Origin of the sequence: Streptomyces sp. TM32 (assembly GCF_004122755.1) — a bacterium.
Lineage (GTDB): Bacteria > Actinomycetota > Actinomycetes > Streptomycetales > Streptomycetaceae > Streptomyces > Streptomyces sioyaensis.
In genome coordinates, this window is the sequence record NZ_SDIG01000108.1 from 1 (window position 1) to 22,073 (window position 22,073).

The window sequence follows — 22,073 nt, forward strand, 5'->3', positions numbered from 1 at the left end:
CCTCCGCCCCCTTCTCGCCCCTCTTCTCCGCCGCCTTCTCGACCCCTTCCTCCGCCCCTCAAATACCGCCTGGCCAGGGGCTTTTGTCAGTGGGGGCCACTAGAATGTGAACCAGTCAGTGAGGGTTCATCCACGCTCCAGGAGGTCGCCGATGGCCGCTGCCACACTCATGACGAAGCCTCTCCCGGCCCACCCACTGCCCAAGAAGCCGCTGCCCGCCGGATGGCCGCGCGAGCGGTACGAATCGCACAACCGCCGCCTGAAGGCCATGCGGCTGGCCATAGCCCTGCTCGACACCGGCGTCTACCGCCCCGAGCAGGCCCCCAACCGCACGATCCGCCGCACCGCGGCCGACATCGGGGTCCACACCCCGTCCGACACCACCTGCCGCCTGGTGCGCGCTCTCCTCTACGACCACTGCTGACGCCCCCCCGCGCACACCAACAGGGCGGCCGGCCCCGGGACTTCCCCGGGGCCGGCCGCCCCACATCCACGCCCCGGAGGCTCACGGGCCCGGAGGTCCCGCCCGGAGCCTCACCCGCCCGGCCGGCCCTCCGGGGCCTCGGCGGCATCCATGTCCACCACCTCCGCCAGCGCCTCCGCAAGCCAGTCCACCCAGAACGTCTCCAGGCCGATCCCGGCCCGCAGCACCAGCCGCCGCAGCCGGTCCTCGGGATCCGTCGCGGCCCCGAAGTCGCGGTCCTCGATCTCCCGGTACTCCGCCAACTGCCGCCGGTGCAGCGCCAGATGCCGTCGCAGCTCCTCGTCGAGCCCGGCCCGCCCCACCACTGCCGACGCCCGCAGCCGCAGCAGCAGCGCGTCCCGGATGGGCTTGGACTCCTGCTCGGCACAGGCCCACCGGGTCAGTTCGGTGCGTCCCGCGGGCTCCACCGCGAACTGCTTCTTCTGCCCGCGGGACGGCTGCTCGGCGGGCAGCGCCCGGATGTATCCGGCCAGCTCCAGCTTGCCCAGCTCGCGGTAGATCTGCTGATGCGTGGCCGACCAGAAGTAGCCGATCGACCGGTCGAACCTCCGGGTCAGCTCCAGCCCCGACGACGGCTTTTCGAGCAGGGCGGTGAGGATCGCGTGCGGGAGAGACATGGGGGAATCCTAGGGCGGGTCGGCCCCGGGAAGGCCGCAGCGTGCCGCCCCGGAGGGCGGCCAGGTCACAGCGCCGCGGCCAGCTCCGTGCCCTGGGCGATGGCCCGCTTGGCATCCAGTTCCGCGGCGACGTCCGCACCGCCGATCAGATGCACGGCGCGCCCCTGTGCCCGCAGCTCCTCGTACAGGTCCCGGCGCGGCTCCTGCCCGGTGCACAGGACGACGGTGTCCACGGGGAGCGTGGTGGCCGTGCCGTCGACGGTGAGGTGCAGGCCCTCGTCGTCGATCCGCTCGTACGTCGCCCCGGCGACCATCGTCACCCCGCGGTGCCGGAGCTCGGTCCGGTGGATCCAGCCGGTGGTCTTGCCGAGGCCGGCGCCGACCTTGGAGGTCTTGCGCTGGAGCAGATGCACCTGGCGCGGTGCCTTGGGGCGCTCGGGCGCCCGCAGCCCGCCGCGCTCCTCGTACGCCGTGTCCACACCCCAGGCCCGGAAGTAGGTCTCCGGGTCCTGGCTCGCCGCGTCGCCGGCGTCGGTCAGGAACTCGGCGACGTCGAAGCCGATACCGCCTGCCCCGATCACGGCCACCCGGTCACCGACCGGCGCCCCGTCCCGCAGCACATCGAGGTAGCTGACCACGCTCGGGTGGTCGATGCCCGCGATCTCCGGCGTCCGCGGGGTGACGCCGGTGGCGACCACGATCTCGTCGTAGGCGCCGAGGTCCCCGGCCGTGACGGCGGTGTTCAGCCGCACCTCCACGCCGTGCTGTGCCAGCTGCGTACGGAAGTAGCGCAGGGTCTCGTCGAACTCCTCCTTGCCCGGGATCCGCTTGGCGATGTTCAGCTGCCCGCCGATCTCGGCCGCGGCGTCGAACAGGGTGACCTCGTGGCCGCGTTCGGCGGCGGAGACGGCACAGGCGAGCCCGGCGGGTCCGGCCCCGACCACCGCGAGCCGCTTGCGCAGCCGGGTGGGGGCCAGCACCAGCTCGGTCTCGTGGCAGGCCCGCGGATTGACCAGGCAGGACGTGATCTTCCCGCTGAAGGTGTGGTCGAGGCAGGCCTGGTTGCAGCCGATGCAGGTGTTGATCGCGTCGGACCGGCCCTCCCGGGCCTTGGCGACGAAGTCCGGGTCGGCGAGGAAGGGCCGGGCCAGGGACACCATGTCGGCCCGCCCGTCGGCGAGCAGCTCCTCGGCCACCTCGGGGGTGTTGATGCGGTTGCTGGTCACCAGGGGGATGGTGACCGAGCCCATCAGCCGCTTGGTCACCCAGGTGTAGGCACCGCGCGGCACCGAGGTCACGATGGTGGGGATCCGGGCCTCGTGCCAGCCGATGCCGGTGTTGATGATCGTGGCACCGGCGGCCTCGATCTCCCGGGCGAGGGTGATCACCTCGTCCAGGCTGGAGCCGCCCGGGACGAGGTCCAGCATCGAGAGCCGGTAGATCAGGATGAAGTCGGTGCCGACCCGCTCCCGGGTACGCCGGACGATCTCCAGCGGGAAGCGCATCCGGTTCTCGTACGAGCCGCCCCACCGGTCGGTGCGCTGGTTGGTCGCGCCGACGATGAACTCGTTGATCAAATAGCCTTCCGAGCCCATGATCTCGACCCCGTCGTACCCGGCGGCCTTGGCCAGCTCCGCCGCCCGTACGTAGTCCTCGACGGTCTGCTCGACCTCGTCGTCGGTGAGGGCGTTCGGCACGAAGGGACTGATGGGCGCCTGGAGCGCGCTGGGCGCGACCAGGTCGGGGTGGTACGCGTACCGCCCGAAGTGCAGGATCTGCATCGCGATCCGCCCGCCCGCGGCATGCACCGCGTCGGTCACGGTCCGGTGCTGCGCCGCCTCCGCCTCGGTGGTGAGCTTGGCCCCGCCGTCGTACGGCCGTCCCGCGTCGTTCGGCGCGATCCCGCCGGTCACCATCAGGCCGACGCCGCCGCGCGCACGGGCGGCATAGAAGGCGGCCATCCGCGCGAACCCGTTCTCCGCCTCCTCCAGGCCGATGTGCATCGACCCCATCAGCACCCGGTTGGGCAGGGTGGTGAACCCGAGGTCGAGCGGGCTCATCAGGTGCGGGTACGAGCTCATGGGGGCCTCCTGGCGCGGTGGTCGTGACAGCAGTTGTAGACCAGCGGGAAGCCTTATGCAACAAGTTGCATAAAACAGTGACCCAGCCGACGCCGCCCTGCCGGCCGCGCCCCCTCCCGACCCGGTGCGCCGCTGCTCACGCCCGGTGCAGTGCGGCGTGTCACAGACAACGTCGCGACGCTGTGGGAGCTTCAACTGTGTTGCTCCTCAGTGGAGTTACCGATGGGTCGGGGTGTGGACCGATCGGCGCGCGGACCGCATCGGCTGCCTTGTCGGGGCACTCGGGATGAAACCGCGGGCCGGCGGGGAGCATCCGGCTCGGGACGGTCTGCCCGCACGTGGAGAGGATCGAATGAGCACTCTGCAAACCATCACGCTCGACCAGGTGGTCGACACCGCCCGGTACCCGCTGTCGGATCTCGACGGTGCCGAGGGACAGGCGGTGATGTCCCGTGCCCGGCGGGAACTGCACACCCTCGGCTGCACGGTGCTGCCGGACTTCATCCGCCCCGCGCTCCGGGAGGTCCTGCGCGAGGAGTGCGCGGCCTTCGCCCCCCAGGCGCACTTCGAGACCGAGACGGTCAACGTCTACAACATCCCGGTGGACAGCCGGCTGCCCGAGGGGCACCCCGGACGGCGGACCTTCCTCCGCGGCAACGCCTTCGTCGCCCGGGACCGCATCCCCGAGGCGTCCCTCCTCAGCCGGCTCTACTCCCACCGGGCCTTCCAGGACTTCATCGCCCGCTGCTTCGGCCTGCCCGGGCTGCACGAGCTGGCGGACCCGCTCTCCGGGCTGGTCCTCAATGTCGTCGAATCCGGCATGGAGCACCCCTGGCACTTCGACACCAACGAGTTCACCGTCAGCATGCTCACCCAGCAGGCGCCGACCGGCGGGGTCTTCGAGTACTGCCCGAACATCCGCTCCGCCGACGACGAGAACTTCGGCGAGGTCCTCGACGTCCTCGACGGCCGGGGCGAGCGGCTGATCCGGCGCCTCCCGCTGCACCCCGGTGACCTGCAGCTCTTCAAGGGCCGCTATTCCCTGCACCGGGTGAGCCCCGTGCAGGGCGAGACCGCGCGGCACTCCGCGATCTTCGCCTACAGCCGGCGCCCCGGCGTCATCGGGAGCGTGGCCCGCACCCGGCAGCTCTTCGGCCGGGTGCTGCCCGCACATCTGGCCGCCGAGGGCCGGGCGGTCCGCGGCGACCGCCTGCTGGATTAGGGCCCGCTCACCGGACAGCTCCAGGGGGCAGCTCCGGCTGGTCCCCCCCCGAGGCGGCTGCGTCCCGGCGGGGGCCGGGACGCAGCCGCCGCCACACCCGTTCCCCGCCCGGCGCTCCACGACGGAGCACGCCGGGCGGGCGACGGTGCGGTACCGCAGCAACCGACACCGCACATGCCACCATCCGAACCGCAGATGCCACGATCCGAATCGAGAGAGCCGAATTGAATACCCGTCAGGAGAACGCAGCCATGACGACCTTCGCCCGGGAGGAGACCCTGCCGCGGGTGCCGCTGCCCACACTGGAGGCGAGCTGTGAGCGGTTCCTCGCCTGGTGCGCGCCGCTGCTGACCGCCGACGAGCGGGCGGCGACCGAGGCGGAGGTGGCCGCCTTCCTCCGGCCCGGCGGCCCCGGCCGGGCGCTGCACGCGGCGCTGGAGGAGTACGACGCCACGGCCGGCGTCCACAGCTGGCTCGACACCTTCTGGCCCTACCGCTATCTGGGCCGCCGGGACCGCATCGCCCTCAACGCCAACTTCTTCTTCCTCTTCCAGGACGCCGGCCCCGACGAGCCGCGGTCCCAGGTGGCGCGGGCGGCCGGGCTGATCGCCGGCGCCGTCGGCTACAAGCGCCAACTCGACCAGGACCGCATTCCGCCCGTCGTCCAGCGCGGCCAGGCCCAGTCGATGGTCCAGAACGCCTACCTCTTCTCCACCACCCGCATCCCCGGGGCGGAGCAGGACACCGTCCGCAGCCCCTACAGCGACGAGTGGCCCGGCCCGTCCGACGCCCGGCACATCGTGGTGTTCCACCGTGGCGCCATGTTCCGGATGGAGGTGCTCGGCGCGGACGGTGACCCGCACAGCCTCGACGACCTCGAAGCGGGGCTGCGCGCCGTCCTGAAGGCCGGCGCCGAGCCGCCCGCGCCGGACACCTCGGTGGGCCACCTCACCACCATGGCCCGCGCCGAATGGGCCGCCGCCCGCGAGACCCTGCGGGCCCACCCCCGTAACGCGGCCGCCCTGGACGACATCGAGACCGCACTCTTCTGCGTCTGCCTGGAGGACTTCGCGCCCGCGGACGTTCAGGACGCCTGCGACCAGCTGCTGTACGGCGACCGCGGCAACCGCTGGTTCGACAAGGCGGTGTCCCTGATCGTCTTCGCCGACGGCCGCGCGGGCATCAACGTGGAGCACTGCGAACTCGACGGGACCACCATCCTCGGCTTCACCGACGCCCTGCTCAGCACCCCCGCCGAGGAACACTCCCGGCGCTCCGGCGCCCGCTCCCAGGGACTCCCGGCCGTGGAACCGCTCGTCTTCGAGCTGGACGACGCCCTGCGTGACCAGGTACGGAGCGCCGCGGACGCCTTCGCCGCGTACGGCGCGGCCACCGCCACCCGGACCGTCTCCTTCGACGACTTCGGCAGCACCACCGCCAAGGCACTGGGCGCCTCACCCGACGCCTTCGTCCAGCTCGCCTACCAACTGGCCCATCAGCGCGCCAAGGGCCACCTGGGCGCCACCTACGAGTCGATCGCCACCCGGCAGTACCGTCACGGCCGGACCGAGGCGATGCGGGTGGTCACCCCGGAGATCCAGGAGTTCGTCGCCGCGATGGAGGACCCGGCGGCCTCCGCGGACACCCGCCGGGCCGCCTTCCACGCCGCGGCCGCCCAGCACGTGGCCCGCGCCAAGGAGTGCCAGCTCGGCCAGGCGCCCGAGCAGCACCTCTGGGAGCTGGAGCTGATCCAGCGGCGGCGCGGGGCGGAGCTGGGCGTGACCGAACAGCCCGCCCTCTACCGGACGCCGGGCTGGCTGACGATGCGCGACGACTACCTGAGCACCAGCTCCGCGCCGTCCACCCACATCCAGTACTTCGGCTTCGGCTCCACCAGCAGCCGCTGCATCGGCGTCGCCTACGTCCTGCTGCCCGACCGCTTCCACCTCTACCTGAGCACCCCGCTGCCGGTGGCCGACCAGATGCACACGTTCGCCGACCGGCTGCGTGAGGCGGTGACCGAACTGCGGGACCTGCTGTCCACCGGACCGTCCGCGACCTGACCCCCTCCGGCACCGGCGGCTGCCCCTGCTCCACCCACGTCCCTGCTCCCACCCCTCCTGCCAGACCTACTTCAACAGCCGGGACAGCCGCCGGTCCGCGAGGATCTTGCCCCCGGTCTGGCACGTGGGGCAGTACTGGAGCGACGAATCGCTGAACGACACCTCGCGGATGGTGTCCCCGCACACCGGACAGGCCTCCCCCTTCCGCCCGTGCACCCGCAGCCCGCTCTTCTTCTCGCTCTTGAGGTCCTGGAACGCCGTGCCACGGGCCCGTTCGACCGCCTCGCCGAGCGTCGCGCCGATCGCCTCGTACAGCCGGGCCACCTCGTCCGCACCGAGCGCGCCCGCCGGCTTGAACGGCGACAACCGGGCCGTGTGCAGGATCTCGTCCGAGTAGGCGTTCCCGATCCCGGCCAGCACGCTCTGGTCGCGCAGGATGCCCTTGATCTGCCGGCGCTCCCCGTCCAGCAGCCCACCGAAGACCTCCAGGGTGAAGCCCTCCGCCAGCGGGTCCGGCCCGAGCCGCGCCACCCCCGCCACGTCCTGCGGATCCCGCACGACGTACACCGCCAGATGCTTCTGGCTGCCGGCCTCGGTCACCTCGAACCCCGCCCCGTCGTCGGGCTCCGCGAGCCGCACCCGCAGCGCCAGCGGCCCCTTCCCGGGCCGCGGCGGCACCGCCGGCAGCTTGTCGCTCCACCGCACCCACCCCGCCCGGCCGAGGTGCAGGACCAGATGCAGCTCCCCGACCCGCAGGTCCAGAAACTTCCCGTGCCGGCGCACCTCGCCGAACGACCGCCCTTCGAGCGCGGTCAGCGGCGGGTCGTAGGTCTTGAGCGCATGCACGGCGACCGCATGCACCCGGCCCACGGCCCGCCCGGCCAGCCGCTCGTCCAGCAACCGGGCCAGCGATTCCACCTCCGGCAATTCAGGCATAACGCCAGTCTGCCTCGAACGGGCCCGACGGGCGCCCCGCCCGGCCGGGCTTTCCGGCGGTCCGGCCCGGTCGCGCACCGGGCGGACGGACCGGTGAGCGCCACAGGACGGGAGAATCCGCCGACGGTTCCTGATCGTACGGATCATCCGGATCGTCCGGATCGCGCAAGGGCCGCCGGCCGCGTCCTCCCTCCCGAGAGCGGAAGCACACGGCCGACGGCCACGGACGTCCCGGGCGGAGCGGCCATCGGCTCCGGCCCGGACGTCATGATCAGGCGAGGTCGAACCGGTCCAGGTTCATCACCTTGTCCCATGCCGCGACGAAGTCGTGCACGAACTTCTCCTTCGCGTCATCGCTCGCGTAGACCTCGGCGAGCGCGCGCAGCTCGGAGTTCGAGGCGAAGACGAGGTCGGCACGGGTGCCGGTCCACCGGACCGCCCCGGTGGCGTCGCGGCCCTCGAACTCGGCCTGTGCCTCGGACGTCGACTTCCACGTCGTGCCCATGTCGAGCAGGTTGACGAAGAAGTCGTTGGTCAGCGTGCCCGGCTTGTCGGTCAGGACCCCGTGCTTCGCCTGGGCGTGGTTGGCGCCGAGGACACGCAGGCCACCGACGAGGACCGTCAGCTCGGGCGCGCTCAGCGTCAGCAGGTTCGCCTTGTCGAGCAGCAGGTACTCGGCCGGCAGGCGGTTGCCCTTGCCGACGTAGTTGCGGAAGCCGTCGGCGGCCGGCTCCATCGCCGCGAACGACTCCACGTCCGTCTGCTCTTGTGCGGCGTCCACCCGGCCCGGCGCGAAGGGCACCTCGATGTCGAGGCCGGCGTCCCTGGCCGCCTTCTCGACGGCCGCACCGCCCGCGAGCACGATCAGGTCGGCCAGCGAGACCTGCTTGCCGCCGGTCTGTGCGGAGTTGAAGGACTCCTGGATGCCTTCGAGGGTACGCAGCACCTGGGCGAGGTCGTCCGGGTTGTTGACCTCCCAGTTGCGCTGCGGCTCCAGGCGGACGCGGGCACCGTTGGCGCCGCCACGCTTGTCGCTGCCGCGGAAGGAGGCGGCCGACGCCCAGGCCGCGGACACGAGCTGCGCGACCGTGCGGCCCGAGCCGAGGACCTGCTCCTTGAGGGAGGCGATGTCCGCGGCGTCGATCAGCTCGTACGTGCGCTCCGGCAGCGGGTCCTGCCACAGCAGCGTCTCGGACGGGACCTCCGGGCCGAGGTAGCGCACGACCGGGCCCATGTCGCGGTGGGTCAGCTTGAACCAGGCGCGGGCGAACGCGTCCGCGAACTCCTCGGGGTTCTCGTGGAAGCGCCGCGAGATCGGCTCGTAGACCGGGTCGAGGCGCAGCGCCAGGTCGGTGGTGAGCATCGTCGGCGCATGGCTCTTCGACGGGTCGTGCGCATCGGGGATGGTGCCCGCACCCGCGCCGTCCTTGGCCACCCACTGGTGGGCGCCGGCCGGGCTCTTGGTGAGCTCCCACTCGTAGCCGAAGAGGTTCTGGAAGAACCCGTTGCTCCACTGCGTCGGCGTGCCGGTCCAGGTCACCTCCAGACCGCTGGTGATGGCGTCGCCGCCCACGCCCGTGCCGTGCGTGCTCTTCCAGCCCAGGCCCACCTGCTCCATCGGGGCGGCCTCGGGGTCGGCGCCGACGTTGTCCGCCGGACCCGCGCCGTGGGTCTTGCCGAAGGTGTGGCCGCCGGCGATGAGGGCGACGGTCTCCTCGTCGTTCATCGCCATGCGCCGGAACGTCTCACGTATGTCGCGGGCCGCGGCGATCGGGTCCGGGTTGCCGTTGGGGCCCTCGGGGTTGACGTAGATGAGGCCCATCTGCACCGCTCCGAGCGGGTTCTCCAGCTCGCGGTCGCCGGTGTAGCGCGCGTCGCCGAGCCACTCGGTCTCCGGACCCCAGTACACGTCCTCCTCGGGCTCCCACACATCCTCGCGACCGCCGGCGAAGCCGTAGGTCTTGAAGCCCATCGTCTCCAGCGCCACGTTGCCGGTGAGGATCATGAGGTCGGCCCAGGAGATGCTCTGGCCGTACTTCTTCTTGACCGGCCACAACAGACGGCGGGCCTTGTCGAGGCTGACGTTGTCCGGCCAGCTGTTGAGCGGCGCGAAGCGCTGCTGACCGGCGCCGGCGCCACCGCGGCCGTCGCTGATCCGGTAGGTACCGGCGCTGTGCCAGGCCATACGGATCATGAGCGGGCCGTAGTTGCCGAAGTCGGCCGGCCACCAGTCCTGCGACGTGGTCAGCACCTCCGCGATGTCCCGCTTCACGGCCGCGAGGTCGAGGGAGCGGAACGCCTCGGCGTAGTCGAAATCCTCACCCAGCGGGTTCGCCACCGCCGGGTTCTTGGCGAGGATCTTCAGGTTGAGCCGATCCGGCCACCACTGGCGGCTTCCACCGCCCTGCGTCGGGTGTGGGGCGCGCCCGTGCGCGACCGGGCAGCCTCCCTGCTCCGTCGGTGTGTCAACGGGGGATGCATCTTGGTTCTCAGGCATGGGAATCCTTCCGGGCCAGGCGGATCACGGTGCTCAGGAACTGCGGGCGGGGGAGCGGCCGGGACACGGGCACCCGTGGATGCCCTCGGCCCCGTCGCTCGGGAAGCCACGGTGGTCGATGTGCTCGGGCAGGGGCCTCGCCGACCGCGCCGCCGCCGGCGGCGACGACACGACACGTCCCTCGAACGACGACACGCGTCCCTCGAATCCGAGCGGATGCGTGCGTCTCCTGAACCGTCATGTGCTCGTTCCCGCTGCTGCCCGATCCCTTGGCTCCCGCTGGATCCGATCCTACGATGGACTCAATCCAAGTCAATACGACAACGAGGCCCGTACGGATTCTTTGTCCAGCGGTGCACAGTTAGGCTGGTGGGGCATGAGTGACCTGCTGGAACGGCTTCGCGGACGGGGCTGGCGGATGACCGCCCAGCGCCGGGTCGTCGCCGAGGTACTCGACGGAGAGCATGTCCACCTCACCGCGGACGAGGTGCTCGCCCGAGCCACCGCCCGGCTGCCGGAGATCTCTCGCGCGACGGTCTACAACACCCTCGGCGAACTCGTCTCGCTCGGCGAGGTCCTGGAGGTGGCCACCGACGGCCGCGCCAAGCGCTACGACCCGAACGCCCACCACCCGCACCACCACTTGGTCTGCTCCCACTGCGGAACCATCCGCGACGTCCACCCCACCGGCGACCCACTCGCCGCCCTCCCCACCTCCGAGCGCTTCGGCTTCACCGTCCGCGAGGCCGAGGTGACCTACTGGGGCCTGTGCCCCGCCTGCACGGGCAGCTGAGCGGGCCGGCGCAGCCACGGCACTGCGCGTCAGCGCAGGAACCCTTCGTAATTGCGCTGTTGGAGCTGACTCTCGATCTGCTTCACGGTCTCCAGTCCGACACTCACGATGATGAGGATGCTCGTGCCGCCGAACGGGAAATTGCTGCCGTTGAACACCACCAGTGCCGCACTGGGCACAAGGGCGATCAGCCCCAGGTAGAGCGCTCCCGGCCAGGTGATCCGGTTGAGCACGTAGCCCAGGTGGTCAGCCGTGGGCCGGCCGGCCCGGATACCGGGGATGAACCCGCCGTGCTTCTTCATGTTGTCGGCGATTTCATTGGGGGTGAAGGAGATGGCGACGTAGAAGAAGGCGAAGAAGACGATCAGCAGGAAGTAAAGCGTCAGATGGATCGGTTGGTCACCCCTGGAAAGATTGGTGGCGATCCACCGGGCCCATCCTGACGCCGAGTCGCCGCCCAGATCGATCAGACCGGGGACGGAGAGCACTGATGAGGCGAAGATGACGGGAACCACACCCGCCTGGTTCACCTTCAGCGGGATGTAGGTCGAAGTGCCCCCGTAGGAACGGCGGCCGATCATTCGTTTTGCGTACTGGACCGGGATCCGGCGCTGCGCCTGCTCGACGAAGACCACGAGCCACACCATGCCGAGGCCGACCGCGATCACCATGGCGAACTCGCCCCAGCCGCCCAGGAGGTGACCCGACTTCTTGATCCCCCACAGGTTGGCCGGAAAGCCGGCGGCGAGGGAGGTGAACATCAGGAGGGACATGCCGTTGCCGATGCCGCGGTCGGTGATGAGCTCTCCGAGCCACATCGCCAGGGCGGTGCCGGCGGTCATGGTGATGACCATGACCGAGGTACGGAGGATCGAGGTGTCCGGGAAGATCTGGGTGCGGACCCGGCAGGTGCCGAAGAGCCCACCGCTTTGGACCTTGGCCATCAGGGCGGCGCCCTGAAGCACCGCCAGGCCCAACGTCAAGTACCGGGTGTACTGAGTGATCTTCGCGGTACCCGTCTGTCCCTCCTTCTTCAGCGCCTCCAGGCGCGGAACGACCACCGTCAGCAGTTGAAGAATGATGCTGGCCGTGATGTACGGCGTGATCCCCAGGGCGAAGATGGTGAGTTGCAGCAGCGCACCACCACTGAACGTGTTGATCAGGCTGAAGAGGCCGCCGTCGCCGGAACTCTCCTTGATGCACTGCGTAAGGCTCCGGTAATCCACCCCAGGGACCGGAACGTTCTGCCCCAACCGGAAGAGAAGCAGGATTCCCAGCGTGAAAAGTATCTTCTTGCGAAGTCCGGGCGTTTTGAAAACTCTGACGAATATGGTAGGCACGCTCAAATAGCCCTTAATCTCGCAAGTTGACAGATGTTTGCACTGATTTCACTGACTCGCTGAATTCACTGATTCCCGGCTGTCCTTGCTCGCCGAGTTGCTGCCACCTCGGCGGTCGGAGCACCCGTTGACGGCGGCTCGCCAGAGCGCGGTCATGCAGTGCCTGAAGTAATCGGCCGCGCACGGCGCACAGGGAAGAGTCGGGCCGAGCACGGGTGTCCTCGCGGACCGATCGCCCGCGATTCCTGCCGATCTGGATGCGCCTCAACGTCATGGAGATCGTGGCGCCGGGCACGTCTTCGACGGCGGCGTCGCATGGCGATCTCTTGGTCGGCACCCTCGCCGGCGGACCATCTCAGCGGGCTGATTGCCGGTGAAATAAACGGCTCGGCGCGATTGCGGTGAGGCAAACAGGCACCGTGGCAGCGTTGTTGTCGCCGGTGTCGGCTCGCGGCCCCGCCGGTCGGCGAGCGGTCGGTGCTGGACCGATGCGAAGTTCCAGCAGCAGGGCGGCGCAGCGCTCGCGTGGGGCCAGCGGCTCCTGTGGCCCGAACCTTGGCCGGCGCTACTTGGTCGTTGAGGTGTGAGTCGGGATCGGGGCCGGCGTGGCCGTGCAGGTGCGGGTGGGGGTCGGGACCGGCTCGGTCGTTGAGGTGCGGGTCGGAATCGGCACCGGCACGGTCGTGCAGGTGCGGGGTGAAACGGGGGCCGGCACGGTCGTGCAGGTGCGGGGCTGAACGGGGACCGGCGCGGTCGTGGTGGTGGGTTGGTGATGCGGAATGGTGGGTCCGCCTTGAGCGGAAGCGCTCGGCAGGACTTCCAGCCCGACGCCGAGCCCGGCGATCGTCAGCGCCGAGCCGGTGGCCATCCAGACCGTCCGAGCACGCCGACGGGCACGGACTCCAGCCTGCAGCCGCTGCCGGTGCTGTTCCTCAAAGGGGGTGTTTGCCTGGGTATCGCGCATCATCCGCGCGAGTTCGTGCTCGAAGTCTTCCATGATGTCTCCTTTCACTTCACCGGCTCGACGGCGTCACCCAGGAGCTGCCGCAACCGCTTCACGCCCCGTGACGTATGGGACCGGGCGGTGCCCACCGGGCAGCCCAGCGCCTCCGCAACCTGCACCTCGGACAGGTCCTGGTAGTAGCGCAGCACCACCGCGGCGCGCTGCCGCACCGGCAGCAATGCCAGCGCGGCCTCCAACCGAGTCCGTTCCTCCACGGCAGCGGCCACATCGCCGGCCTCGGGAAGCTCCGGCAACCGTTCCACCGGACGCTCGCCCCACCAGCGACGTCGCGCCGAGCGAGCCGCCGCCCGCGTCAGCACCCGGCGCACGTACGCCTCCGGCGCCTGCTCGGCCACCCTCGGCCAGGCAAACCACAGTTTGACCAGCGCCTCCTGCAGCAGATCCTCGGCCCGATGCCGATCTCCACCGGTGAGCAGATGCGCCAGGTGAAGCAGTGCCGACCAACGAGCCGCGACGAACCGGTCGAACGCATCGGCCCGCACCTGCCCCTTCAACGCCGTCCCTCCCCTCGATCACTCGCCTACACCCCTACAAAGGCACTGACCCACGTCCAGCTATGCACCCCACGGGCGTGAGCTGCCTCACACGCCCACCTGGGCCCGTGCGCAAGCTTCCACGCCGAAGTACACACCCCGTGGGCTTTCATCCCTCTTATGTCCCGGCGAAGGACCGTTGCCGCCGGCCCGGCGGCAGCGATGACGACGGAGCAGCACCTGCCGCCGCTCGGGGCCCAGAAAACGACAATCGGCCGTGTTCTTCCGGTGACGGAAGAACACGGCCGACGGCCCACAGACGTCCCAGGCGAGCGGAAACCGCTCTGACCTGCGGCGATCTTAGATGTCGAAGTACAGCTCGAACTCGTGCGGGTGCGGACGGAGCTGGATCGGGGCGATTTCGTTGGCGCGCTTGTAGTCGATCCAGGTCTCGATCAGGTCGGCGGTGAAGACGCCGCCCTGCTGGAGGTACTCGTTGTCGGCCTCAAGGGCGTCGAGGACGGCCGGGAGGGAGGTCGGGACCTGGGGGACGCCCGCGTGCTCCTCGGGGGCGAGCTCGTAGAGGTCCTTGTCGATCGGCTCGGCCGGCTCGATCTTGTTCTTGACGCCGTCCAGGCCCGCGAGGAGGAGGGCGGAGAACGCGAGGTACGGGTTCGAGGACGGGTCCGGGGCGCGGAACTCGACGCGCTTGGCCTTGGGGTTCGAGCCCGTGATCGGGATACGCATGGCCGCGGAGCGGTTGCGCTGCGAGTAGACCAGGTTGACCGGGGCCTCGAAGCCGGGGACCAGGCGGTGGTAGGAGTTCACCGTCGGGTTGGTGAAGGCCAGCAGCGACGGGGCGTGCTTGAGGATGCCGCCGATGTAGTAGCGGGCGGTGTCCGAGAGGCCCGCGTAGCCCTGCTCGTCGTAGAAGAGCGGCGCGCCGCCCTGCCACAGCGACTGGTGGACGTGCATGCCGGAGCCGTTGTCACCGAAGATCGGCTTGGGCATGAAGGTCGCGGTCTTGCCGTTGCGCCAGGCGACGTTCTTGACGATGTACTTGAACAGCATCAGGTCGTCGGCCGCGGCGAGCAGCGTGTTGAACTTGTAGTTGATCTCGGCCTGGCCGGCGGTGCCGACCTCGTGGTGCTGGCGCTCGACCTGCAGGCCGGCCTTGTCCAGCTCCAGGGAGATCTCGGCGCGCAGGTCGGCGAAGTGGTCGACCGGCGGGGCCGGGAAGTAGCCGCCCTTGTAGCGGACCTTGTAGCCGCGGTTGTTCTCCTCCGACCCGGTGTTCCAGGCGCCGGCCTCGGAGTCGATGTGGTAGAAGGACTGGTTCGACGAGGTCTCGAAGCGGACGCTGTCGAAGACGTAGAACTCGGCCTCCGGACCGAAGAACGCGGTGTCCGCGATGCCGGTGGAGGCGAGGTAGGCCTCGGCCTTCTTGGCGATGTTGCGCGGGTCGCGGCTGTACTGCTCGCCCGTGATCGGGTCGTGGATGAAGAAGTTGATGTTGACGGTCTTGTCCCGGCGGAAGGGGTCCACGCGAGCCGTCGACAGGTCCGCGCGCAGCGCCATGTCGGACTCGTGGATCGCCTGGAATCCGCGGATCGACGAGCCGTCGAAGGCGAGCTCGTCGGCCGGGTCGAACGCCGCTGCCGGGATCGTGAAGTGCTGCATCACACCGGGCAGGTCGCAGAATCGGACGTCGACGAACTTGACGTCCTCGTCCGCGATGAACTTCTTGGCCTCGTCGGCGTTCTGGAACATCCAACTCCTCCTAGCCCGGTCACCGGTCGGCGGACGCGGGATTGCTACTCGGAACGCGACCATGTGCGGTGGCGCGTTGCCCGACCATAGGCAGGCGGGATTTCCCAAGCATGACCCATTTGTTTCGCGCAGGTTAACCGGCGCGCGGCCGCTCCTCACCCCCAGTGTGCGCCATGACGGGGCATTCCGGACCGGTCGGAGTACCGTCTTCTCCGCCCGGTCGCCGGGCCCGGCCTGCCGCTCCCGGGCCGCCCCGAGCCGTCCCCGAGCCCGGCCCGTACGGCCTCCGGCCCTTCCCAGGGCGGCCCTCCAGGAATCGGCCGCGGACGGTCGCAGTACCGTGGTCGGGTGGACAACAGGCATGCAATCGGATCGTGGATCTCGGGGCCCCGCGCGGCAGCCGAGGACATGGGTGTCGCCTTCGGATACCGCGGGCAGCAGCTCGGGCTGCCGAAGGAGGGGCCGGGCTCGATCGCGCGCCCGGGCCGGCGGTTCGCCGCGCTCTTCCTCGACTGGGCGCTGTGCCTGCTCATCGCATACGGCTTGCTCAGCGGCGGCCGGGCACAGTCGGCGAGCAACTGGGCGCTGCTGGTCTTCGCGGTGCTCAGCGTGCTGACGGTCGGCACGGTCGGCTTCACGCCGGGTAAGCGGCTGCTGGGCCTGCGGGTGGTCGCCGAGGGCGGTGGCCGGCTCACCTTCCCGCGGGTCGTGGTCCGCACGCTGCTGCTCGTCGTGGTCATCCCCGCCGTGGTCTGGGACCGGGACGGGCGGGGGCTGCACGATCGCCTCTCGCGCGCCGTGCAGGTCCGTCTGTGAGGGGTACGGCCCTCAGGTCCTCCGGCCGGTGCGGCGCCGCGGCGGTCCGCCGCCGTCCGTGAGGCCGCGGTACGCACGCCGGTGAGCCCGCGGCTGCCCCTATGAGCCGCCCCCTGACCGCATCGCACGACAACGCCCTGGAGCATGCGAAACGCCCCGGAATCAGGATTCCGGGGCGTTCTCGTGTGATCTGTGATCGGGGCCCGGTCCGGCTGCGGCCGGACCGTGGTGGTCAGCGTGCCTTGCCGCCGCCCTTGGGCATCCGCATGCCCTTCGGCATCGGGCCCTTCGGGACGGGCATGTTGCTCATCAGGTCGCCCAGCGCACGGAGCCGGTCGTTGACGGCGGTGACCTGGGCGCCGGGGAGTACGCGCGGCAGCTTCAGCAGCGTCGTACGGAGCTTCTTCAGCGGCACCTGGTCCGCGCCGTCGCCCACCACGATGTCGTGGACGGGGGCGTCGGCGACGGTGCGCGCCATCCGCTTCTTCTCGGCGGCCAGCAGGCCGCGGAGGCGGTTGGGGTTGCCCTCGCCGACCAGCACGATGCCGGCCTTGCCGACGGCGCGGTGGACCACGTCCTGGCTGCGGTTCATGGCCACCGCGGGGGTGACCGTCCAGCCGCGGCCGACGTTCTCCAGCACGGCGGCCGCCGCGCCGGGCTGGCCCTCCATCTGCCCGAAGGCGGCCCGCTCGGCACGCCGTCCGAAGACGATCGCCATCGCGAGGAAGCCCAGGACGAAGCCCAGGATTCCCGCATAGATGGGATGGCCGATCACGAAGCCGATGGCAAGGAGAACGCCGAATACGACGATGCCTACACCAGCGACGACAAGACCGACCTTGGAGTCGACCCGACGGGTCATCTTGTAGGTCAGGGCGATCTGCTTCAGTCGCCCGGAGTTCTCAGCGCCGGCAGCGCCGACAGCGCCCTCAGCGTTTACCTTCCTCGCCATACAGCGCAGTCTACGTGGCGTGCGGGTGCCGGGTCGCCGCGGCCTCCAGTACGTACTCGGCCTCGTGGCGGTCCTTGGCGCGGCGGCGGTCCTCCAGGACCGACGTCCAGGCGTTACGACGAGCGGTGCGCTGTCCGCCGCGCAGGAGGACGGCCTCGACGGCACGCAGGGCGCCGGTGACCGTGGGGAGGGGAAGGGCGGGACTGGCGGCGGGGGTGGCGCGGAGCGGCGCGGCCTGCATGGTGGTGACTCCCTCTGATCTGTTCGGAGAAGCAGGGGTAGGTGCGGGAGCGGTGCGTGCATCCATCGTCACGGAAAGGTGTTACCAACGGATGACCTGCCGGTCAAACACCAATGAAACGTTGACGCGGCCCCCACGCCCCCCGTCCTGGGGGAGTGCGGGCCGCGTCCTCAGCATGTGCCACGTTTCACAAGTTGGCGCGCCGGGGGACTCAAACCGCCTGACTGGACGCCTCGACCTCGCGCCGCTCGACGGCCTGCTGGTAAAGGCGGCCGGCGCGGTAGGAGGAGCGGACCAGCGGGCCGGACATGACACCGGCGTAGCCGATCTCCTCGGCCTCTTCCTTGAACTCCACGAACTCGGCGGGCTTGACCCAGCGGTCGATGGGGTGGTGGCGCACGGTCGGGCGCAGGTACTGGGTGATCGTGATCAGCTCGCAGCCCGCGTCGTAGAGGTCCTGGAGCGCCTGGCTGATCTCCTCGCGCTCCTCGCCCATGCCCAGGATCAGGTTGGACTTGGTCACCAGACCGGCCTCGCGGGCCTTGGTGATGACCTCCAGCGAGCGCTCGTAGCGGAAGCCGGGGCGGATCCGCTTGAAGATCCGCGGGACCGTCTCGACGTTGTGGGCCAGGACCTGCGGGCGGGAGGAGAAGACCTCGGCGAGCTGCTCGGGGACCGCGTTGAAGTCGGGGATCAGCAGCTCGACGCCGGTGTCCGGCATCAGGGCGTGGATCTGCCGGACCGTCTCGGCGTACAGCCAGGCGCCGCCGTCCTCCAGGTCGTCGCGCGCGACGCCGGTGATCGTGGCGTACTTCAGGCCCATGGTCTGCACGGACTCGGCGACCCGGCGGGGCTCGTCGCGGTCCAGCTCCTGCGGCTTGCCGGTGTCGATCTGGCAGAAGTCGCAGCGGCGGGTGCACTGGTCACCGCCGATGAGGAAGGTCGCCTCGCGGTCCTCCCAGCATTCGAAGATGTTGGGACAGCCCGCCTCCTGGCAGACCGTGTGCAGGCCCTCGCTCTTGACCAGGCCCTGGAGGTGGTTGTACTCGGGACCCATCTTCGCCCGGGTCTTGATCCACTCGGGCTTGCGCTCGATGGGGGTCTGGCTGTTCCGGACCTCCAGGCGCAGCATCTTGCGTCCGTCGGGTGCGACTGCGGACACGACCGGCTCCCTACGACTTCGTTTCTTCGGCGTACACCAGGGTACGCCCGTTGATTCGCACGTCTTTACGTGCGGGGCAACCCCGTATGGCGGGGTGGCATTCCCGGAGGTCTCCGGAGTCCATGACAGGTACCCGTCCGGTCGGCCCGCTCGGGCCCGCTCAGACTGCGCGGGGGAGCAGCTCGGCGCCCTCAAGGACGTCCCGCAGATGCTTCTCGACGACGGGCAGCACCTCGGCGATGGTGATCTCGCGGCCCAGCTCGTTGGCCAGCGAAGCGACGCCGGCATCGCGGATGCCGCACGGCACGATCTTGTCGAACGAGGTGTTGTCGGGGTTCACGTTGAGCGCGAAGCCGTGCATCGTGACGCCCTTGGCGACACGGATGCCGATCGCGGCGAGCTTGCGGTCCTCGCGGCGCTGGCCGGCGTTGGACGGCGCGTACTCGGGACCGTTCAGCCGCGGGTCGAACAGCTCGTCCGTCACCCGGGGGTCGAAGTCGAGGTTCAGCCCGCCCAGGGCCGCCCGCTCCTCGGCCGTGCCGACGGTGTCGCCCAGCACCCACACGCCGCTGCGGCCCTCGACCCGGGTGCCCTGCACGCCGAACTCCGCGCAGACCCGGATCAGCGCCTCTTCGAGGCGGCGGACATGGGCCACGACGTCCACCGGACGCGGCAGCTTCTGGATGGGGTAGCCCACCAGCTGGCCGGGGCCGTGCCAGGTGATCTTCCCGCCGCGGTCCACGTCCACGACCGGCGTCCCGTCCAGGGGGCGCTCGTCGTCGGACGTACGCCGCCCCGCGGTGTAGACGGCCTGGTGCTCCAGCAGCAGGCAGGTGTCGGGCACCTCGTCGGCGAACCGGGCGGCGTGCACCCGGCGCTGCTCCTGCCATGCGGATTCGTACTCCACGGCGTCGGCGCCGAAGCCCAGATGCACGAAGCGCAGCCCCTCGGGTGCGGGGGTCTCCCCCCGAGAGATCGCAGTCACCGGCAGCTCCTCTTCGAACCCGTGTTGCAGTGTGCCGCAACGTTGATGCCACTTCGCGCCCATGCCACTGTACGGCCGCCCGTCCCGGACCCGGCAGGCGGCCGGTGTCCGGCCCGTTCGCGCCTGCTCACACGATCGGATGAACGCGGGGCGCAGGCGGCGATCGGGGTCCCGAAGGCCGTTACATTCACGCCGTTCCACAAGGGCGATGAGCAATGCCGGAGCAGGGTCCGCCGGACCCGGCAGTGCGGCCCGGAAGGCAGGAGACCGGTAAAGCTGATGACGGAACGACCCCCGCACCACACGCCCAACCGCCAGCTCGCCGCGCTCATCGCCGAGGCGGGATTCTCCAATGCCGGGCTCGCCAGACGGGTTGATCAGCTCGGCATCGAGCACGGCCTCGACCTCCGCTACGACAAGACGTCGGTGACCCGCTGGCTGCGCGGCCAGCAGCCACGGGGCACCACCCCCGCCCTGATCGCGGAGGTGTTCACCCGCCGGCTCGGCCGCCGGCTGTCCGCCCAGGACCTGGGCCTGGACGCCTGCGCGCCGGTGTACGCGGGGCTGGAGTTCGCCGCGACCCCCAGCGAGGCGGTGGACATCGTCAGCGGCCTGTGGCGCAAGGACTCCGGCAGCCACGCCGAGCTCCGCAAGATCGCCTTCACCCCGGCCGGGCTCGTGGTGCCCAGCCGCGACTGGCTGATCGGCCGTGCCGACGAACGGGTCGCCCGTGGCGAGGCCGCCGAAGGGCCGGCCCGGGTGCCCCTCCAGGGCCGCGCCGCGGTGCCGCGGCAGCGCCGCACCGACCAGGTCGACCGCACCCACGGCTCCCGGGTCACCTCCGGCGACATCGCGGCGCTGCGCTCGGTCGGCGAGCTGTTCCGGGCGCTGGACCACGCCTACGGCGGCGGCCATGCCCGGCAGGCCCTGGTGCGCTATCTGGAGCACGAGGCCGAGCCGATGCTGCGCGGCAGCTACGGGGAGGCCACCGGCCGCCGGCTCTTCGCCGCCGCCGCCGATCTGACCCGGCTGGCGGGCTGGACCTCGTACGACATCGCCGCCCACGGACTGGCGCAGCGGTACTTCGTCCAGGCCCTGCGGCTGGCCCAGGCCGCCGGCGACCGGGCCTACGGGGCCTACGTCCTGGTGACGATGAGCCGGCAGGCCGTCTACCTGGGGCACGGCAGGGAGGCCGTCCAGCTGGCCCGGGTCGCCCAGCAGGGCATCGGCAGCAGCGCGCCGCCCGCCGTGCAGGCGCTGCTGCACGCCGCGGAGGCGCGCGGCCACGGCGTCCTGAGCGAGGTCCGGGCCTGCACGGCGGCGCTGGCCCGTGCCGAGCGGGCGCTGGAGACCGTCCGCCCCGGCGACGAGACCCCCTATTGGGCGCGCTTCTTCGACGAGGCACAGCTCGCCGACGAACTGGCGCACTGCCACCGCGACCTCCAGCAGTACCGCGCGGCCTCCCAGCACGCCGAGCGTTCGCTCCAGCTGCGCGCGGCTGGCTTCGCGCGCAGCCGGCTCTTCTGCCGGGTGGTGCTGGCGACCGCGCGGCTGGGCCTGGGCGAGCTGGAGCAGGCCTGCACGCTCGGTGCCGAGGCGGCGCTCCAGGCCTCCGAGATGCGGTCCGTGCGGGCCCATGAGTACGTCAGGGAATTCGAGCGCCGCCTGGAGCCGTACCGGGACGCGGCGGCGGTGCGCGGGTACCGCGAGCGGGTGGCGGCGCTGGGCTGAGGCGCCGCCCCGGTCAGGCCGCCGCGGGCAGGGTGTCCGGTTCGGTGGTGAGGGCCGGCAGGCCGAAGTCCTGGAGGATGGCGCGGGCCGCGCGCCGGCCCGAGTTGAGGGCGCCCTGGAGGGTGCCGGTGTCGCGGTGGTCGCCGCACACGTAGAGGCCGGCGAGCACCCGCACCGGGCGCTCCGGGTCGTGCGGAGCCGGCATCGCCGGTACCGCGTACGGATCGTGATGGGTCGTCAGGAGCTGGCGGTCGGCGGTCTGCGCACCGTGGATCCGGTCCAGCTGGGGCCGCACCGCCCGGTCGAGGACGGCCGGCGGCAGGGCCGCCGCGGCGCCGAGCACGACCGTGGTGATCAGGGCCCGGCCCGGCGGCGTACGGGACGGGTCGATCGCACCGGCGGCGTAGGTGTATGCGACCGGGCCGTCCGTCGGCAGGATCAGCGCGGTCTCGCGGGAGGGTGCACCGCGGCCCCCGGACGCCGCCGCGGTGTGGTGCAGGACCGTCACCGGGTGGAAAGCGGGGACCCGCAGCCCCGGCAGCAGCTCGGCCGCGTCGCGGGCGCCGGTGGCCACCAGCACCGCCCGGCAGGGGACGGGGCCGTGTTCGGCGGTGTGCACGCCCGTAGTGGAGACCGCGGTAACCCGTACGGAGGTACGGACCGTGCCGGGCGGCAGGGCGGCGGCGAGGAGTTCGGGGACGGCGAAGGCGCCGCCGGCCGGCAGCCACAACTGCCCCTCCGCATAGCCGCGCAGCGCGGCCGCGGCGCCCCGGCTGGAGCCGCGCAGCTGCGGATCGCACAGCAGCGCGCCCAGCAGGGGCCGCAGGAACGCGTCATGGGCGCGGGGCGGGAAGGCCGGGCGGCTCGCCAGCGCGTCGCGGATGGG

The 22,073-nt window shown here is 70.9% G+C and carries 19 protein-coding genes; 6 read left to right on the forward strand and 13 right to left on the reverse strand.

Going from position 1 to position 22,073, the window contains the following annotated elements:
* The first annotated feature begins 151 nt into the window (after window positions 1–151).
* Window positions 152–424 carry a hypothetical protein gene (locus EST92_RS21700; protein ID WP_129250263.1) on the forward strand — a complete coding sequence of 91 codons (273 nt, stop codon included), beginning with the start codon at window positions 152–154 and terminating at the stop codon, window positions 422–424.
* Between the two features lie 110 nt (window positions 425–534).
* Here EST92_RS21700 and EST92_RS21705 read toward each other — a convergent pair whose 3' ends face one another.
* Window positions 535–1,101 (reverse strand): PadR family transcriptional regulator, encoded by a 567-nt coding sequence (locus EST92_RS21705; RefSeq protein ID WP_129282516.1) that lies wholly within the window; start codon window positions 1,099–1,101, stop codon window positions 535–537.
* 65 nt (window positions 1,102–1,166) lie between these two features.
* Window positions 1,167–3,182, reverse strand: a complete 2,016-nt coding sequence (locus EST92_RS21710; RefSeq protein WP_129282517.1) for an NADPH-dependent 2,4-dienoyl-CoA reductase — start codon at window positions 3,180–3,182, stop codon at window positions 1,167–1,169.
* A gap of 352 nt (window positions 3,183–3,534) precedes the next feature.
* Between EST92_RS21710 and EST92_RS21715 the strand changes: the two genes are divergently transcribed.
* On the forward strand, window positions 3,535–4,404 hold the full coding sequence (locus EST92_RS21715; RefSeq protein WP_129282518.1) for an arpA protein: 870 nt from the start codon (window positions 3,535–3,537) through the stop codon (window positions 4,402–4,404).
* Between the two features lie 251 nt (window positions 4,405–4,655).
* Entirely contained in the window at window positions 4,656–6,467 is a 1,812-nt protein-coding gene (locus tag EST92_RS21720; RefSeq protein WP_174244091.1) for a choline/carnitine O-acyltransferase, read from the forward strand.
* A gap of 66 nt (window positions 6,468–6,533) precedes the next feature.
* On the opposite strand, the gene EST92_RS21725 is transcribed toward EST92_RS21720, so the two are convergent.
* Together EST92_RS21725 and katG are read right to left on the reverse strand one after the other, a co-directional pair.
* Window positions 6,534–7,403, reverse strand: a complete 870-nt coding sequence (locus tag EST92_RS21725) for a DNA-formamidopyrimidine glycosylase family protein (RefSeq protein WP_129282520.1) — start codon at window positions 7,401–7,403, stop codon at window positions 6,534–6,536.
* A gap of 271 nt (window positions 7,404–7,674) precedes the next feature.
* A complete protein-coding gene (katG, locus tag EST92_RS21730; protein ID WP_129282521.1) occupies window positions 7,675–9,900 on the reverse strand; it encodes a catalase/peroxidase HPI in 2,226 nt (741 codons plus the stop codon).
* 376 nt (window positions 9,901–10,276) lie between these two features.
* On the opposite strand from katG, the gene EST92_RS21735 reads away from it, so the two are divergent.
* Window positions 10,277–10,693 (forward strand): Fur family transcriptional regulator, encoded by a 417-nt coding sequence (locus tag EST92_RS21735; protein WP_129282522.1) that lies wholly within the window; start codon window positions 10,277–10,279, stop codon window positions 10,691–10,693.
* A gap of 29 nt (window positions 10,694–10,722) precedes the next feature.
* Here EST92_RS21735 and secY read toward each other — a convergent pair whose 3' ends face one another.
* The 4 genes from secY to glnA all read right to left on the reverse strand — a co-directional run bounded on the left by secY (window position 10,723) and on the right by glnA (window position 15,300).
* Window positions 10,723–12,033: a preprotein translocase subunit SecY gene (secY, locus tag EST92_RS21740; RefSeq protein ID WP_129282523.1), complete on the reverse strand. Its 1,311-nt coding sequence runs from the start codon at window positions 12,031–12,033 to the stop codon at window positions 10,723–10,725.
* A 565-nt stretch (window positions 12,034–12,598) separates the two neighbouring features.
* The gene (locus EST92_RS21745) at window positions 12,599–13,030 is read right to left on the reverse strand and encodes a cellulase (RefSeq protein WP_129282524.1); all 432 of its coding nucleotides are present in this window, start codon (window positions 13,028–13,030) and stop codon (window positions 12,599–12,601) included.
* A gap of 11 nt (window positions 13,031–13,041) precedes the next feature.
* Window positions 13,042–13,551 carry a SigE family RNA polymerase sigma factor gene (locus EST92_RS21750; RefSeq protein ID WP_129282525.1) on the reverse strand — a complete coding sequence of 170 codons (510 nt, stop codon included), beginning with the start codon at window positions 13,549–13,551 and terminating at the stop codon, window positions 13,042–13,044.
* A 339-nt stretch (window positions 13,552–13,890) separates the two neighbouring features.
* Complete coding sequence (gene glnA, locus EST92_RS21755; protein WP_129282526.1) at window positions 13,891–15,300, reverse strand: type I glutamate--ammonia ligase; 1,410 nt, start codon at window positions 15,298–15,300, stop codon at window positions 13,891–13,893.
* Between the two features lie 348 nt (window positions 15,301–15,648).
* Between glnA and EST92_RS21760 the strand changes: the two genes are divergently transcribed.
* Window positions 15,649–16,116, forward strand: a complete 468-nt coding sequence (locus EST92_RS21760; RefSeq protein ID WP_167511616.1) for an RDD family protein — start codon at window positions 15,649–15,651, stop codon at window positions 16,114–16,116.
* Between the two features lie 232 nt (window positions 16,117–16,348).
* Here EST92_RS21760 and EST92_RS21765 read toward each other — a convergent pair whose 3' ends face one another.
* From EST92_RS21765 to lipB, 4 genes are all read right to left on the reverse strand, one after another.
* Window positions 16,349–17,068, reverse strand: coding sequence for a DUF4191 domain-containing protein (locus tag EST92_RS21765; protein ID WP_129282527.1), 720 nt, complete (start codon window positions 17,066–17,068; stop codon window positions 16,349–16,351).
* Between the two features lie 10 nt (window positions 17,069–17,078).
* Entirely contained in the window at window positions 17,079–17,309 is a 231-nt protein-coding gene (locus EST92_RS21770) for a hypothetical protein (RefSeq protein WP_129282528.1), read from the reverse strand.
* Window positions 17,310–17,520: 211 nt separating this feature from the next.
* Complete coding sequence (lipA, locus tag EST92_RS21775; RefSeq protein ID WP_129251372.1) at window positions 17,521–18,471, reverse strand: lipoyl synthase; 951 nt, start codon at window positions 18,469–18,471, stop codon at window positions 17,521–17,523.
* A 160-nt stretch (window positions 18,472–18,631) separates the two neighbouring features.
* Window positions 18,632–19,456, reverse strand: coding sequence for a lipoyl(octanoyl) transferase LipB (gene lipB, locus EST92_RS21780; RefSeq protein WP_254068947.1), 825 nt, complete (start codon window positions 19,454–19,456; stop codon window positions 18,632–18,634).
* Window positions 19,457–19,735: 279 nt separating this feature from the next.
* Between lipB and EST92_RS21785 the strand changes: the two genes are divergently transcribed.
* The gene (locus tag EST92_RS21785; RefSeq protein WP_129282529.1) at window positions 19,736–21,187 is read left to right on the forward strand and encodes a regulator; all 1,452 of its coding nucleotides are present in this window, start codon (window positions 19,736–19,738) and stop codon (window positions 21,185–21,187) included.
* Window positions 21,188–21,200: 13 nt separating this feature from the next.
* Here EST92_RS21785 and EST92_RS21790 read toward each other — a convergent pair.
* Window positions 21,201–22,073 (reverse strand): FAD-dependent oxidoreductase (locus EST92_RS21790; RefSeq protein ID WP_135789054.1); only part of this gene is annotated, 873 nt, incomplete at its 5' end.